The sequence below is a fragment of the Serratia sp. Z4 genome, assembly GCF_009900725.1.
In the GTDB taxonomy this organism is placed as follows: Bacteria; Pseudomonadota; Gammaproteobacteria; order Enterobacterales; family Enterobacteriaceae; genus Serratia; species Serratia nematodiphila.
Genome location: NZ_JAAABD010000005.1, coordinates 26,849 through 39,741, shown reverse-complemented (window position 1 = coordinate 39,741; position 12,893 = coordinate 26,849). Strand labels below are relative to the sequence as shown.

Here is a 12,893-nt window from a genome sequence, read left to right as displayed (position 1 = left end):
CGACGATGGCAGGATTAAAACTACAGGCGGTCACCAAGTCTTACGACGGTAAAACGCCGGTGATCAAACAGATCGATCTCGATGTGGCGGACGGTGAGTTCATCGTGATGGTCGGCCCGTCCGGCTGCGGCAAGTCCACGCTGCTGCGGATGGTGGCCGGGCTGGAACGCACCACCAGCGGCGATATTTATATCGATACCCGGCGCGTGACCGATCTGGAGCCCAAGGATCGCGGCATCGCGATGGTGTTTCAGAACTACGCGCTCTATCCGCACATGAGCGTATACGACAACATGGCCTACGGCCTCAAGATCCGCGGTTTTGGCAAGGAGCATATCCGCCAGCGGGTGGAGGAGGCGGCGCGCATTCTGGAGCTGGAGCCGCTGCTCAAGCGTAAACCGCGCGAGCTATCCGGCGGCCAGCGTCAGCGCGTGGCGATGGGGCGCGCCATCGTGCGCGAACCGGCGGTGTTCCTGTTCGATGAACCCTTGTCCAACCTGGACGCCAAACTGCGGGTGCAGATGCGCCTGGAGCTGCAACAGCTGCACCGACGCCTGAAAACCACCAGCCTGTACGTGACCCACGATCAGGTGGAGGCGATGACGCTGGCGCAGCGGGTGATCGTGATGAACAAGGGCGTGGCGGAACAGATCGGCACGCCGAGCGAAGTGTACCAACGGCCGGCTTCGCTGTTCGTCGCCGGCTTTATCGGCTCGCCGGCGATGAATTTGCTGCCCGGCACCCTGAGTGCCGACGGTAGCCAGCTGCTGCTGGCGGACGGCATGGCGCTGCCGTTGCCTGCGGCCAAACCGCAGTGGGCGGGGCGGCCGTTGACGCTGGGCATTCGGCCGGAGCATATTCAATTGGTGGCGCAAGGCCAGGGCGTGCCGCTGCAGCTGCAGACGCTGGAACTGCTGGGAGCCGACAATCTGGCGCACGGCCAGTGGGGCGGTCACGGGGTGATCGCGCGGCTGTCGCATGAAACCTTGCCGACGGCGGGCAGTACGCTATATTTGCAGCTGCCTGCTCAGGCGCTGCACTTCTTTGACACCCACAGCGGATTACGGATGGATTGATGACGAGACCCTGGCCTTACCCTCATATCGTTGCCCACCGCGGCGGCGGTTCTCTGGCGCCGGAAAATACCCTGGCGGCGATCGACGTCGGCGCGCGCCACGGCCACAAGATGATCGAGTTCGACGCCAAACTGGCGCAGGACGGACAAATTTTCCTGCTGCATGATGATACGCTGGATCGCACCAGCAACGGCTGGGGCGTGGCGGGCGAGCTGCCGTGGGATAAGCTGGTGCAGCTGGACGCCGGCAACTGGTACAGCTCGGCCTTCAAGGGCGAGCGGCTGCCGCTGCTGTCGGAGGTGGCGGAACGCTGCCGGGAACACGGCCTGATGGCCAATATCGAGATCAAACCGACCACCGGCAGCGACGACGAAACCGGCCGGGTGGTGGCGCTGGCGGCGCGGCTGCTGTGGCAAGGGCAGACCGACCCGTTGCTCTCCTCCTTCTCGGTGGAAGCGCTGGCGGCGGCGCAACGCACCGTGCCGGATTTGCCGCGCGGCTTGCTGCTGGAGGACTGGGACGACAACTGGCGCGAGCTGACCGAACGTCTGGACTGCGTCTCGTTGCATATCGACCACAAGGCGCTGACCGCCGAGCGGGTGAAAGCGTTGAAAGACGCCGGTCTGCGCATTCTGGTGTACACCGTTAACCAGCCTGATCGCGCGCGCCTGCTGCTCGACTGGGGCGTTGACTGCATTTGCACCGACCGGATAGATTTGATTGGCCCGGAGTTCTAATCCGGCGCCGATGAATCCTGCGACGACAAGCCTTGCCGCCGCACCACCGGAAGGAATGCGATGCCTGGCTTTATCCTGTCACTGTGGCACCAGATGGTGCTGTCATTACCGCTGTTCGTCCTGATCGCGTTGGGTTATGGGCTGATTCGCTGGGGGAAATGGCCCGCCAGCATCACCGATGGCCTGACGCGCTTTGTGTTTTCCCTCGCCTTGCCCGCCATGCTGTTTCGCATGATGTGCGACTTCTCGCAGCGTCCGGCGGTCGATGCCCGGCTGTTGATCGCGTTCTTCGGCAGTTGCCTGATCGTGTTCGTGCTCGGCCGCCTGGTTGCCCGGTACCTTTTCCGGCTGGATGGCGTCGCCGGGTCGGTGTTTGCGCTGGGCGGTATTTTCTCCAATAACGTGATGCTCGGTTTACCGATCGCCAGCGTGATGCTGGGGCAGGCGGCGATCCCGTCGGTGGCGCTGGTGCTGGTGTTCAACGGCCTGATCCTGTGGACGCTGGTCACGGTGTCGATCGAATGGGCGCGCAACGGCTCGCCGACGCTGGGGGGCTTTGCTAAAACCGCGCGCAGCGTGCTGACCAACCCGCTGATCGTCGGCATTTTGTCCGGCACGCTGTTTAGCCTGACCGGCCTGCCGCTGCCGGACTTCGTCGATCGGCCGGTCAGCATGCTCGGCCAGGTGGCGGCGCCGCTGTCGCTGGTGGTGCTTGGCATGGGGCTCGCCGAGTACCGCATCAGCGAAGGCTGGCAACTGAGCAGCGCCATCTGCGTGCTGAAGTTGCTGGTACAGCCGTTGGTGATTTGGCTGCTGGCCTGGATGATGGATCTGCCGCCGATGGAGACCCGCGTGGTGGTGCTGCTGGGCTCAATGGCGGTGGGGGTGAATGTCTACCTGATGTCGCGCCAGTTCAATACGCTCACCGGCCCGGCCGCCACCAGCCTGGTGATGTCCACCGTGCTGGCGGCGATCACCACGCCGCTGATCCTCACCGTTATGGGCGTGCGGGCGTAGCCGGCAGCGGGGCCTGCGGCACCGCCGGCGCGGTACGGTTGAACGGATCGCGCGGCTGGTTGCCGTTAGGCAGCAGCTGGCCGCCGTTCGGCGTGGTTTGCAACAGCTGTTGCCGTTGATTGTCGAACTGGCGCTGCTGTTGCAGGCGGCGTTGATCCATCTGCCGGTTGTTCAACAAGCGCTGTTGCTGCGCCTGTTGGCTGTTTTGGTTGAGAAGCTGCTGCTGTGAACGCAGATCGGTTACGCCGTTGGCCGCTGCAGCCAGGCCGGGCAGCAACAGCAGAGCGAACAGGATGTGAGACGTTTTCATGATGGTTACCTCGCTTTTTTATTAAGCCTAACCCAGCGGTGAAATTTTGCTGGTAGTTTGTCTTTTGTTCAAATGTAAACCGCCTTTTCGCCAACGCGGTGCCCATCTTCCGTTACAATCGCGGTTTATGAATTGCTAGGATGAACCCATCGTGCTGCTCTTGGTTATCACCACCATTCTGTGGGCGTTTTCTTTTAGCCTGATCGGCGAGTATTTGGCGGGTCAGGTCGACAGCGGGTTTTCGGCGCTGGTGCGCATCGGGCTGGCGGCGCTGGTGTTCCTGCCGTTCCTGCGCTGGCGCAATATCAAGCCCAGGGTGATCCTGCTGTATATGCTGGTGGGCGCCTTCCAACTGGGCATCATGTATCTGTTCAGCTTCCGCGCCTATCTCTACCTGACGGTACCCGAATTCCTGCTGTTCACCGTGTTGACGCCGCTGTACATCACGCTGATCTACGACTTACTGAGCGGCCGACGTTTACGCTGGGGCTATGTGTTCAGCGCGCTGCTGGCGGTGCTGGGCGCGGCGATCATTCGCTATCACCAACTGAGCGAACACTTCTGGTGGGGGCTGCTGTTGGTGCAGGCGGCGAACATCAGCTTCGCCATCGGCATGGTCGGCTATAAGCGCCTGATGGAAGTGCACCCCTTGCCGCAGCACACCGCCTTTTCCTGGTTCTACCTGGGGGCGGCGGTGGTGGCGGTGGTGGCCTGGTTCCTGTGGGGCAATCCGCAGCAGCTGCCGACGACCAATCTGCAGTGGGGCGTGCTGATCTGGCTGGGCGTGGTGGCGTCGGGGCTGGGCTATTTCATGTGGAACTACGGCGCGACGCAGGTGGATGCCGGCACGCTCGGCATCATGAACAACATGCATGTGCCGGCCGGCTTGTTGGTCAACCTTGCCATCTGGCAGCAACAGCCGCACTGGCCGAGCTTTATCATCGGCGGGGCGGTGATCGTCGCTTCGCTGTGGGTGCACCGCCGCTGGGTGGCGCCGAAACAGCTCGGCTAAACGGGAGGGCGACAGTTTATACGCCGGCCGCCAATGCTTTGGCGCCGGTCGCGCCGGGGCGTGCCGCGTCGCGCACGAACGGCAGATGATCGCAGGCGTGCTGGCGGGCCGAGCGGATAAAGGCTTCGGTCACCGCCTGGCGCTGTTCGCCGTCGCGCACGGCGGCGTACAGGCGGCTCCACAGGCCGTCACCCAGGGTTTTGGTCACCACCAGCCCCTGCCGTTCGAAACTCTCCACCACCCAATGCGGCAGCGCCGCAATCCCCATCCGCGCCGAGACCATCTGGATCAGCAGCAGCGTGTTATCGACGTTCTTCAATGCCGGGTTGACGCCCGCCGGCTGCAGGAAATGCCGCCAGATATCCAGCCGCTGGCGCTGCACCGGGTAAATCAACAGCGTTTCATCGCTCAAGTCTGCCGGCTCGATGTGCGGCTTGCCGGCCAGCGGATGATCCGGCGCCAGCACCAGACGCACCTCGAAATCGAACATCGGCGAATAGTGCAGGCCGCTGCGCGGCAGAATATCCGACGTCATCACCAGATCCAGCTCGCCCTGTTGCAGGGCCGGCTGCGGATCGAAAGTCACGCCGGAGGTGAAGTCCATCACCACCTGCGGGAAACGCTGGCGGAAATTGTCCAGTGCCGGCGTCAGCCACTGAATGCAGCTGTGGCATTCGATGGCGATGCGCAGCGTGGTCTGGTGCGGCTCGTGGCAGGCCTGCAGCGCCTGTGAGATTTGCGGCAGCACCTGTTCCGCCAGCTGCAGCAAGATCTCGCCCTGGGCGGTGAAGCGCAGCGGCTGGCTCTTGCGCACGAACAGCTTGAAGCCCAGACGTTGCTCAAGATCGCTGAACTGGTGCGACAGGGCAGACTGCGTCTGATGAAGTTGGGCCGCCGCCCCCGCCAGCGAACCGCTGCTGCGCAGGGCCTGCAGCGTCCGTAAATGTTTCAGTTCGATCATGAGAGTCCTTCACATTGACAGTGAATAAATTGCGCTTGTGGTTAATACAGTACCTGCTGATTATGGATGTGTAAACATCTGGACGGCTAAATGGGGAATAAGACGATGGCAATTTTGAATCACACACTGGGTTTTCCTCGCGTTGGGCTACGACGTGAGCTAAAAAAAGCTCAGGAAAGCTACTGGGCCGGCAACTCAACGCAGGAAGAGCTGTTGGCGGTTGGCCGCGAGCTGCGCGCTCGCCATTGGCAACAGCAACAGCAGGCCGGGGTGGATTTGGTGCCGGTCGGCGATTTCGCCTGGTACGATCATGTGTTGACCACCAGCCTGCTGCTGGGTAACGTGCCGGCGCGCCATCAGAATGCGGATGGCTCGATCGATCTGGACACGCTGTTCCGCATCGGCCGTGGCCGCGCACCGACCGGCGAGCCGGCGGCCGCGGCAGAAATGACCAAATGGTTCAACACCAACTACCACTACATGGTGCCCGAGTTCCAACAAGGCCAGCAGTTCAAGCTGGGCTGGACCCAACTGCTGGATGAAGTGGACGAAGCGCTGGCGCTTGGTCACCGCATCAAACCGGTGCTGCTGGGCCCGGTGACCTATCTGTGGCTGGGTAAAGTGAAGGGCGAGCCGTTCGATCGCCTGTCGCTGCTGAAAGACATTCTGCCGGTTTACCAGCAGGTGCTGGCCGAGCTGGCGAAACGCGGCGTCGAGTGGGTGCAAATTGACGAGCCTGCGCTGGTGCTGGAGCTGCCGCAGGCCTGGCTGGACGCCTTTAAACCAGCTTACGACGCGCTGCAGGGGCAGGTTAAGCTGTTGTTGACCACGTATTTCGACAGCGTCGGCCACAACCTCGATACGGTTCGCACGCTGCCGGTGCAGGGGCTGCACGTCGATCTGGTCGCCGGTCACGACGATATCGCCGCGCTGAGCGCCGCATTGCCGCAAGACTGGCTGCTGTCGCTGGGCGTGATCAACGGCCGCAACGTTTGGCGCGCCGATCTGAGCCGCTGGTTCGAACGTCTTCAGCCGCTGGTGGGCACCCGCCCGTTGTGGATTGGCTCCTCCTGTTCACTGCTGCACAGCCCGATCGACCTGAGCGTGGAAAGCCGTCTGGATGAAGAAGTGAAAAGCTGGTTCGCCTTCGCGCTGCAAAAATGCGCCGAGTTGGCGCTGCTGGCTGCGGCGCTGAACGCGCCTGACGCGGCGAAGCAAGCCGAACTGGACGCCTACAGCGCACCGATCCGCGCCCGCCGTCAGTCGAGCCGTGTACACAATGCGCAGGTTGAGCGCCGTCTGGCCGCGATCACTGCGCAGGACAGCGAGCGCCACAGCGCTTACGCCGAGCGCGCCAGGGCGCAGCGCGAACGTTTCAACCTGCCGGCCTGGCCGACCACCACCATCGGTTCGTTCCCGCAAACCACCGAGATCCGCGGCCTGCGCCTGGATTTCAAACAGGGCCGTTTGGACGGCAACAACTACCGCACCAGCATTGGAGAGCACATCAAACAGGCGATCGTTGAGCAGGAGCGCCTCGGGCTGGACGTGCTGGTGCACGGTGAAGCCGAGCGCAACGACATGGTGGAATATTTCGGCGAGAACCTCGACGGCTTCGTGTTTACCCAGAACGGCTGGGTGCAGAGCTACGGCTCCCGCTGCGTGAAGCCGCCGGTGATCATCGGTGACGTCAGCCGCCCGGAAGCCATCACCGTCGAATGGGCCAAATTCGCCCAGTCGCTGACCGACAAGCCGGTAAAAGGCATGTTGACCGGGCCGGTCACCATCCTGTGCTGGTCGTTCCCGCGTGAAGACGTGACCCGCGAAGTGATTGCCAAGCAGATTGCGCTGGCGCTGCGCGACGAGGTGGAAGATCTGGAAAAAGCCGGTATCGGCATCATTCAGATCGACGAACCCGCCCTGCGCGAGGGGCTGCCGCTGCGCCAATCCGACTGGGCCGCCTACCTGAACTGGGCGGTGGACGCCTTCAAATTGAACGCCGCCGTGGCGCAGGATGACACCCAGATCCACACCCACATGTGTTACTGCGAGTTCAACGACATCATGGACTCCATCGCCGCGCTGGACGCCGACGTGATCACCATCGAGACCTCGCGTTCCGATATGGATCTGCTGGAAGCCTTCAAAGAGTTCGAATACCCGAACGAAATCGGGCCGGGCGTCTACGATATCCACTCGCCGAACGTGCCGAGCGTGGAATGGATCGAAGCGCTGCTGCGTAAAGCGGCGCAGAACATCCCGGCGGAACGCCTGTGGGTTAACCCGGACTGCGGCCTGAAAACCCGCGGTTGGCCGGAAACCCGGCAGTCGCTGGCCAACATGGTATTGGCGGCGCAGCGCCTGCGCGAGCAGGCGTGATGGCGTGCGGCGGATGAGCTCCGCCGCTTACAGATTGACTGGTGTGATGATTGGGCGCTTCGGCGCCCTTTTTTATGCGGGGGAGGTTACTTGACGCCGTGCTGGGCGAACCACGCCAGCATGCGTTGCCAGCCGTCTTGCGCCGCTTCGGCGTTGTAGCTGGGACGATAATCGGCGTTGAACGCATGCCCAACCTCGGGGTACACCACGATTTCGGCCTCGGCGTTGGCGGCGCGTATCGCCTGGCGCATGGTTTCCACCGTCTCCAGCGGAATGCCGCTGTCCTGCCCGCCATACAGCCCCAGTACCGGCGCCGACAGGTGGGTGGCGACATCGACCGGATGCTTCGGTGAATTCAGCGTTTTCTCGCCGACCAGTTTGCCGTACCAGGCGACCGCCGCCTTCAACTGCGGGTTGTGCGCCGCGTACAGCCAGGTAATGCGGCCGCCCCAGCAGAAGCCGGTGATCGCCAGCTTGCCGGCGTCGCCGCCGTGGCGGATAGCCCAGTGCGCGGCGTGATCCAGATCCGACAGCACCTGACGATCCGGCACCCTGGTCACCAACTGCTGGAACAGCTCGCCGATATCGCTGTAGTCGTTGGCATCGCCCTGGCGAAAATAGAGCTCAGGCGCGATCGCCAGATAGCCCTGCTTGGCCAGGCGACGGCAAAGATCCTGAATGTGCTCATGGACGCCGAAGATTTCCTGCACCACCAGCACGATGGGAAAGGGGCCGTTATGGTCGGCGGGTTTGGCGACGTAGGCCGGCAGCGCGTCGCCCTGAGAAGGGATGGTCGTTTGCCCGGCATGAATGCCCTGTTCGTCGGTGATAATCGCGGAGGCGGCCAACGGCGCGGCGGCCGGGGCGAATCCCCCCTGAGCCTGTTCTAATGTCATCACATGTTCGGTTTTCATTGCGGTCTCCGTGCAATAGAAAAAAGCGCTGAGATTAACTATAGGAAAGATTACCCATTATTGGCGCTGCGTGGCGCACTTTCGGACAAGTCGATAAAAAACGGCTAATTATCTGGCTTTGCGGCATTTTTAAGCGCTTTTTATCATGTTATTACGCGTTTTGGCCCGCGTAAGTGCCATAAGGTGCGTTAGAGGGCTTTTTTGCCCCTAAGCAACCGATAAGATGGAGTTATTTCGGATTGATGAGCTAAATAGTTTCAGCCGGCAACCAACGGGCAGGGAGCTGCAAGGTTTGTCGGCTAGACTGAGGTTTAGCGGTGCATTCTGGATGCCTTATAGTGATAGTGATTTTTTGTGATAAAAATCACAAAAAATATGTAGCATGTAATTTGTTTCTCTTTTCATAGTGACTGTCGTCACGAAATTAAGCGGCGATTTTCAGTAGAGTGCTTTTTTGTTCCTCCCAATAAACATGATCCATGAGGAGTCTCGTATGTCTCAGTCTGACGTTTTTCATCTCGGCCTCACCAAGAACGATTTACAAGGGGCCCAGCTTGCCATCGTGCCGGGCGATCCGCAGCGCGTAGAGAAGATTGCCAAGCTGATGGAAAATCCGGTGCATCTGGCCTCCCATCGTGAATTCACCACCTGGCGCGCAGAGCTGGACGGCAAGGCGGTGATCGTCTGCTCCACCGGTATTGGCGGCCCGTCTACCTCTATCGCGGTGGAAGAGCTGGCGCAGCTGGGCATTCGCACCTTCCTGCGCATCGGCACCACCGGCGCCATTCAGGCCAATATCAACGTCGGTGACGTGCTGGTGACTACGGCGGCGGTACGCCTCGACGGCGCCAGCCTGCACTTTGCGCCGATGGAGTTCCCGGCGGTTGCGGACTTCGCCTGCACCACCGCGCTGGTGGAAGCGGCCAAAGCCAGCGGCGCGACCACCCACATTGGCGTAACCGCTTCTTCCGATACTTTCTACCCGGGCCAGGAACGTTACGACACCTACTCCGGCCGCGTGGTCAGCCGTTTTAAAGGCTCGATGGAAGAGTGGCAGGCGATGGGCGTGATGAACTATGAAATGGAGTCCGCCACGCTGCTGACCATGTGCGCCAGCCAGGGCCTGCGTGCCGGCATGGTGGCTGGGGTGATCGTTAACCGCACCCAGCAAGAGATCCCGAACGCCGAGACCATGAAAAACACCGAAAGCAAAGCGGTGCAGATCGTGGTGGATGCCGCCCGCCGTCTGCTGTAATCGCCTTCCCTCAACGGGCCGCCGCCGCGGCCCGTTTTTCCATTCGCGACTAATCTGTTACGGTGATACTCCTCAGCGCTGCGCCGATGGCCGCCGCGCGTTGTCATAACAAAAACAATGAGGACGTTTATGACCGCCCAGATCCTGCTTCATCCTTCGCTTGCGCCGCTCGACGGCGGCATTAATTTCCGTGACTTCGGCGGCAACGGCGTGGCCGACGGGCGCCGCATCAAGCGCGGCCTGCTGTTTCGTTCCGGTTCCCTCGAGCGGCTGACGGAAAACGACTGCGCCTTTCTCGCCGGCGTGCCGGTGCGTTCGGTGCTGGACTACCGCGATGCCGACGAAGTGCAGGCCAAACCGGATATTCTGTGGAATGGCGCCGACTATCATCACGTGCCGGCCAACCCGCTGAGCAGCGAAGTCAACGCCAACCTGGAGAAGCTCACCAACGAAACGCTGGCCGCTTTCGACGCCCGCGCGTTCATGCTGGAACTGTATCGCCGCCTGCCGTTCGGCAATGTGGCCTATCAGCGGTTGGCGCAGCTGCTGAGCAACCCCGGCGGCGGCGCGATCGTGCAGCACTGCGCAGTCGGCAAGGATCGCACCGGGGTCGGTTCGGCACTGGTGCTGTTCGCGCTGGGGGCCGACGAAGCGACGGTGCTGGAAGACTATCTGCTGACTGAAACCACGCTGGCCACTTTCCGCGAGCAGATGCTGGATCAGCTCTCTATCAAGCTGAATGCGGCGGCGCTGGAGCAATTCGCCTACGTGCTCAGCGCGCGCGAGGAGTTCCTGATGACGGCGCTGGGCTGCATCCGTCAGCAATACGGCTCCACCGACCGCTGGCTGGAAGCGGAATACGGTCTGGGCGCGGCCCAGCGCGAAGCGCTGCAGGCGTTCTACCTCGAGTAAATCGCTGCGTGTTTAACCGGGGTTTAACTCGCCCCGGCTTATCCTAGGCGGCGAACCATCGCGTATCAGGAGCCCCGTATTGAGCCTCAATGACGTTATCAACTGGGTCAGCGACGTCGTGCGTCAGCACGAAGGCTGGGCCATTCCCATCATCTTCTTCCTGGCGTTCGGCGAGTCGCTGGCGTTTTTGTCGCTGCTGCTGCCGGCCACGGTGATCCTGCTGGCGCTGGGCGCGCTGATCGGCGAAAGCGGCATCGCCTTTTGGCCGATTTGGGCCGCCGCCGCCGCCGGGGCGTTTTTCGGCGACTGGCTCTCTTACTGGATCGGCTATCACTATCAGGATCGCGTGGCCCATATGTGGCCGCTGTCGCGCAATCCGCAGCTGCTGGCGCGCGGCCACGCCTTCTTTGAACGCTGGGGCGTGCTGGGCATTTTCATCGGCCGCTTCTTCGGCCCGCTGCGCGCCGTGGTGCCGTTGGTGGGCGGCATTTGCGGCATGCCGCAGCGCTATTTCCAACTGGCCAACGTCACGTCGGCGATGATCTGGGCGTTCGGCATTCTGGCGCCGGGGGCGTTCGGCATCAAGTGGCTCAGCCAGTGGCTGGGTTGATTTCTCGCTAAATTGCGCAGCGCCGCGCAATATTGTGCGCGGCCGGCAAAATCAGGCTGGACATCCATACAGCCTCCCCTTAACGTGACGGGCAATGGGCGTGCAAAACGCCGCAACGGCAAGGTGCAACAGGAGGCAGGGTGGATACCAGTCTGATTTATGGGATTGGCGGCGTAGCGATCGGCATGCTGTTGGGGTGGCTGATCGCCAGTCTGCGGGTGCAGCAGACGCATGCGCAACATGAAACCGAGCTGCGGTTGCTGGAGCAAGCGTTGCAGCAGGCGCAGCAGGAAACGGCGGCGCGGCAGGAAACGCTGCAGCGCCACGAACAGCAGTCGCGCCAGAGCGAGCTGGAGCTGCGCAATCTGCACAGCCAACTGGCGGCCGGACATGAGAAGCTGCAACAGCTCAACCATTGGCGCAACGAATGCGAACTGCTCAATCAGGAGCTGCGCGCCCAGCGCGAGGTTAACAGCGCGCAGGAAGCCGAACTGCGCGAAGTCACCATCCGTCTGGAAGAGACGCGTATGGCAGCGGAGGAGAAGCAGCGCCTGCTTATCAACAGCGAACAGCGGCTCACCACCCAGTTTGAAAATCTCGCCAACCGCATTTTTGAACACAGCGGCCGCAAGGTGGACGAGCAAAATAAGCAAAGTTTGGATCGTTTACTGTTGCCGCTGCGCGAACAGCTGGACGGTTTCCGCCGGCAGGTGCAGGACAGCTTTGGCCAGGAGGCGCGGGAGCGCCATACGCTGACGCACGAGATACGCAATCTGCAGCAGTTGAACGCGCAGATGGCGCGCGAGGCGATCAACCTCACCAAGGCGCTGAAAGGCGACAACAAAACGCAGGGCAACTGGGGCGAGGTGGTGCTGAGCCGGGTGCTGGAGGCTTCCGGCCTGCGCGAAGGACATGAGTATGAAACGCAGGTCAACGTGCGGGTGGATCATCAGAGCCGCATGCAGCCCGATGTGATCGTGCGCCTGCCGCAGGGTAAGGATGTAGTGATTGACGCCAAGATGTCGCTGATCGCCTACGAGCGCTATTTCAACGGCGAGGATGAGGCGGAGCGCGAAGCGGCGCTGAGCGAACATATCGCCTCGCTGCGCGGCCACATCCGCATGCTGGGCCGCAAGGACTATCAGCAGTTGCCGGGGCTGCGTTCGCTGGATTATGTGCTGATGTTCATTCCGGTCGAGCCCGCCTTCCTGCTGGCTATCGATCGCGAGCCGGAGCTGATCAGCGAAGCGCTTAAGCACAACATCATGCTGGTCAGCCCGACCACGTTGCTGGTGGCGCTGCGTACCATCACCAACCTGTGGCGCTATGAGCATCAGAGCCAGAACGCCCAGCGCATCGCCGATCGCGCGGCGAAACTGTATGACAAGATGCGGCTGTTCGTGGACGATATGTCCGCGCTGGGGCAGAGCCTGGACAAGGCGCAGGGCAGTTATCGTCAGGCGATGAACAAACTGAGCGAAGGCCGTGGTAATCTTATCGGCCAAATTGAAGGTTTCCGCGCGTTGGGGGTTGAGGTCAAACGGCCGATAAACCCGCTGCTGGCGCAGCAAGCCGGCGCGCAACACGATGAAGCGGAAGAGGCGAACGACGATGATGTCGCCGCGCTGCCGCAGACGAACGACGATGACGATACCGCCGGGGAACCGGGCTTCGTTTCGCACGGCTGAGGCCGTGGCGAGGTGGGGTATT

12 protein-coding genes are annotated in these 12,893 nt (G+C 61.9%); 9 read left to right on the top strand and 3 right to left on the bottom strand.

Translation table 11 applies throughout. The features are described 5' to 3' along the window. Positions 1–5: 5 nt before the first annotated feature. Genes GT753_RS17890 through GT753_RS17880 form a run of 3 tightly spaced genes read left to right on the top strand, consistent with a single transcriptional unit; the run spans position 6 to position 2,830 of the window. Positions 6–1,076, top strand: a complete 1,071-nt coding sequence (locus tag GT753_RS17890; RefSeq protein ID WP_015376294.1) for a sn-glycerol-3-phosphate import ATP-binding protein UgpC — start codon at positions 6–8, stop codon at positions 1,074–1,076. Next, complete coding sequence (gene ugpQ / locus GT753_RS17885; RefSeq protein ID WP_015376295.1) at positions 1,076–1,813, top strand: glycerophosphodiester phosphodiesterase; 738 nt, start codon at positions 1,076–1,078, stop codon at positions 1,811–1,813. The genes GT753_RS17890 and ugpQ overlap by 1 nt, the downstream gene beginning before the upstream one ends. A gap of 60 nt (positions 1,814–1,873) precedes the next feature. Further along, on the top strand, positions 1,874–2,830 hold the full coding sequence (locus GT753_RS17880; RefSeq protein WP_015376296.1) for an AEC family transporter: 957 nt from the start codon (positions 1,874–1,876) through the stop codon (positions 2,828–2,830). Here the strand turns inward: GT753_RS17880 and GT753_RS17875 are convergent. Continuing rightward, positions 2,811–3,140, bottom strand: a complete 330-nt coding sequence (locus tag GT753_RS17875; protein ID WP_016929457.1) for a hypothetical protein — start codon at positions 3,138–3,140, stop codon at positions 2,811–2,813. The two genes, GT753_RS17880 and GT753_RS17875, sit on opposite strands and share 20 nt — an antisense overlap. A 151-nt stretch (positions 3,141–3,291) precedes the next feature. On the opposite strand from GT753_RS17875, the gene GT753_RS17870 reads away from it, so the two are divergent. Then, positions 3,292–4,152: a carboxylate/amino acid/amine transporter gene (locus GT753_RS17870; RefSeq protein WP_015376298.1), complete on the top strand. Its 861-nt coding sequence runs from the start codon at positions 3,292–3,294 to the stop codon at positions 4,150–4,152. 16 nt (positions 4,153–4,168) lie between these two features. On the opposite strand, the gene metR is transcribed toward GT753_RS17870, so the two are convergent. After that, positions 4,169–5,113 carry an HTH-type transcriptional regulator MetR gene (gene metR / locus GT753_RS17865; RefSeq protein ID WP_015376299.1) on the bottom strand — a complete coding sequence of 315 codons (945 nt, stop codon included), beginning with the start codon at positions 5,111–5,113 and terminating at the stop codon, positions 4,169–4,171. 90 nt (positions 5,114–5,203) lie between these two features. Between metR and metE the strand changes: the two genes are divergently transcribed. Beyond that, complete coding sequence (gene metE / locus GT753_RS17860) at positions 5,204–7,492, top strand: 5-methyltetrahydropteroyltriglutamate--homocysteine S-methyltransferase (RefSeq protein ID WP_174242154.1); 2,289 nt, start codon at positions 5,204–5,206, stop codon at positions 7,490–7,492. Positions 7,493–7,578: 86 nt separating this feature from the next. Here the strand turns inward: metE and GT753_RS17855 are convergent, their stop codons facing one another. Continuing rightward, positions 7,579–8,406 carry a dienelactone hydrolase family protein gene (locus GT753_RS17855; RefSeq protein WP_015376301.1) on the bottom strand — a complete coding sequence of 276 codons (828 nt, stop codon included), beginning with the start codon at positions 8,404–8,406 and terminating at the stop codon, positions 7,579–7,581. A 493-nt stretch (positions 8,407–8,899) separates the two neighbouring features. Here GT753_RS17855 and udp point away from each other — a divergent pair, with 493 nt between their 5' ends. The 4 genes from udp (at position 8,900) to rmuC (ending at position 12,871) form a co-directional block, all read left to right on the top strand. Then, positions 8,900–9,661, top strand: coding sequence for a uridine phosphorylase (gene udp / locus GT753_RS17850; RefSeq protein ID WP_004934432.1), 762 nt, complete (start codon positions 8,900–8,902; stop codon positions 9,659–9,661). 129 nt (positions 9,662–9,790) lie between these two features. Further along, the gene (locus GT753_RS17845; RefSeq protein WP_015376302.1) at positions 9,791–10,573 is read left to right on the top strand and encodes a tyrosine-protein phosphatase; all 783 of its coding nucleotides are present in this window, start codon (positions 9,791–9,793) and stop codon (positions 10,571–10,573) included. A 79-nt stretch (positions 10,574–10,652) separates the two neighbouring features. Beyond that, positions 10,653–11,183 (top strand): DedA family protein, encoded by a 531-nt coding sequence (locus GT753_RS17840; protein ID WP_004934438.1) that lies wholly within the window; start codon positions 10,653–10,655, stop codon positions 11,181–11,183. A 140-nt stretch (positions 11,184–11,323) separates the two neighbouring features. Continuing rightward, a complete protein-coding gene (gene rmuC / locus GT753_RS17835) occupies positions 11,324–12,871 on the top strand; it encodes a DNA recombination protein RmuC (RefSeq protein WP_015376303.1) in 1,548 nt (515 codons plus the stop codon). The last annotated feature ends 22 nt before the right edge of the window (positions 12,872–12,893 follow it).